The 2019-nt window shown below is 69.8% G+C and carries 2 protein-coding genes; one reads left to right on the top strand and one right to left on the bottom strand.

The annotated features are described in order from the left end of the window. Window positions 1-872 (bottom strand): AMP-binding protein (locus VGL85_RS08730; protein WP_331588132.1); only part of this gene is annotated, 872 nt, incomplete at its 3' end. 150 nt (window positions 873-1022) lie between these two features. Here VGL85_RS08730 and VGL85_RS08725 point away from each other — a divergent pair. Then, the gene (locus VGL85_RS08725) at window positions 1023-1955 is read left to right on the top strand and encodes an ornithine cyclodeaminase family protein (protein ID WP_331588130.1); all 933 of its coding nucleotides are present in this window, start codon (window positions 1023-1025) and stop codon (window positions 1953-1955) included. The last annotated feature ends 64 nt before the right edge of the window (window positions 1956-2019 follow it).

Here is a 2019-nt window from a genome sequence, read left to right as displayed (position 1 = left end):
TGCGGGTCCCACCTGTACATGCAGACCATCTTCCGCTGGGCCCTGTACGAGGACAGGTAGACGGCGTGCGATCCGGTGACGTGGAACAGCGGCACGGCCAGCAGCGTGGCCGGCTGGCTGGCCGGGGCCGCGGGCTCGATGCCCATCATGCGGGCGGCGACCAGGCCGTCCAACTCCCATGAGAACAGCGCCGAGACGATGTTGCGCTGGCTGGAGACCACCCCCTTGGGGCGGCCGGTCGAGCCTGAAGTGTAGAAGATGGTGGCCGGATCGTCCGGCTGGACGTCGGCGGCCGGCATCTCGACATCGCCGATGCCGTCCAGCAGGCCCCACAGTTCGCGCTCGTCGGGGCCGCTCGGCCGCACGGCGATGACCTGGACGTTCAGCTCGGGCGAGCAGTCGGCCAACCGCTCCAGCCGCTCCTGGTCGGCGAACAGCAGCTTGGCGCCGCTGTCCTGCAACCCGTACTCCATCTCCTCCGGCCGCCAGAGCGCGTTCATCGCCACCGCGATCGCGCCCAGCGAGGTGATGGCGGTGAAGGCCAGCACCCATTCCGGGAAGTTGCGCATGGAGATGGCGACGCGGTCGCCCTTGACCACGCCGTAGTCGCGCGCCAGCAGGGTCGCGATACGGGCGGCGGCGCGCCAGGCCTCGTCGAAGCTCCAGCGTTCGGTCTCATAGACGATGAAGGTGGCCTCGCCGCGCGCGTCGGCGAACAGCTGGCGCAGCGATTTCGGCGCGTTCCTGAACGATCTGACGGTCGCGGCCCCGACCAGGACGGGCTCCAGCTCGTGGGACTGTCCAGGCCCGGTCAGCGCCGCCACCGCCTGGTCGCGCGTCAAGGGTTCCGCCAACTCACCGATCTCGCTCAACGCAGCTGCTCCACCTGTTCACTGTCCGCGCAACGCGGTTACACGAACCCAGGGCGACGTGGAAAGCCGCATTCGCCGGACGGGGTTCTGGCCTGGACGCCGGGGCTGGGCCATAGCTTGGATCGGCTCAACCTAGGACAAGGGCGACAGATGCGGGTCATCGAACGCGAGGAGGTGGCCAGGCGGCTCACCTACGAGATGTGCATTCCGATCGTGCGCGACGCCATGATCGCCTTTTCCAGAGGCGAGACGCGGCAGCACCTGCGCTCGATCATCCCGCTGGCGAAGGGCGCGCTGGGCATCATGCCGGGCGCCCTGGGCGAGTCCGCGCCCTTCGGCGCCAAGCTGATCAGCGTCTATCCCGGCAATCCCGCCACCGGCCGGCAGGCGCATCAGGGCCTGGTGGTGCTGTTCGAGCCTGAGAACGGCGAGCCCGTCGGCGTCGTGCATGCCGGCGAGATTACCTCGATCCGCACCGCCGCGGCCAGCGCCGTCGCCACCGGCGCCCTGGCCCGCCCCGAGTGCCGCCGGCTGCTCATCCTGGGCTGCGGCGAACAGGCCGTCACCCACGCGCGGGCCATCCCCAAGGTGCGCGACATCGCCTCGATCGCGGTCTGGGGACGCTCGGCCGAGCGCGCCCAGGCCTTCGCCGAGCGCATGAGCGCAGAGCTTGGCCTGCCGGTGACGCCCGTCGCCGAAGTGGAGGCGGCGCTCGCCGACGCCGACATCGTCTGCACGGTCAGCGGCGCACGCGAGCCGATCCTGAAAGGCGCCTGGGTTCGGCCCGGGACCCACCTCAACCTGGTCGGCTCCAGCGTCGCCGGGCCGGTGGAGGTGGACGACGCGCTGGTGGTCCGCGCCCGCTTCATCGCCGACAGCCGCGAGGGGGTGCTGCGCCAGGGCGCGGAGTTCCTGCACGCCAAGGATGCCGGCCTGATCGGCGACGACCATATCGCCGCCGAGATCGGCCAGGTGCTGGCCGGCGACATCGCGGGCCGCCGCTCGCCCGACGAAATCACCGTCTACAAATCGCTGGGCCACGTCGTGCAGGACCTGGCCAGCGCCTGGGCGCTGATGGGTTAGGTATTATTTGACCACGGAAAACACGAAAAACACGAACGTACGGCTAGTTCCAAGCCCGATCCGC

It is taken from the genome of Phenylobacterium sp., from assembly GCF_036501465.1.
Taxonomy (GTDB): domain Bacteria; phylum Pseudomonadota; class Alphaproteobacteria; order Caulobacterales; family Caulobacteraceae; genus Phenylobacterium.
Note: the sequence above shows the minus strand (reverse complement) of the source record. Positions and strands in the feature narration are given on the sequence as shown.

Bases quoted from the DNA above. Each gene is read 5' to 3' on its own strand.
- VGL85_RS08725 (WP_331588130.1), top strand. From the start codon at position 1,023: ATGCGGGTCATCGAACGCGAGGAGGTGGCCAGGCGGCTCACCTACGAG.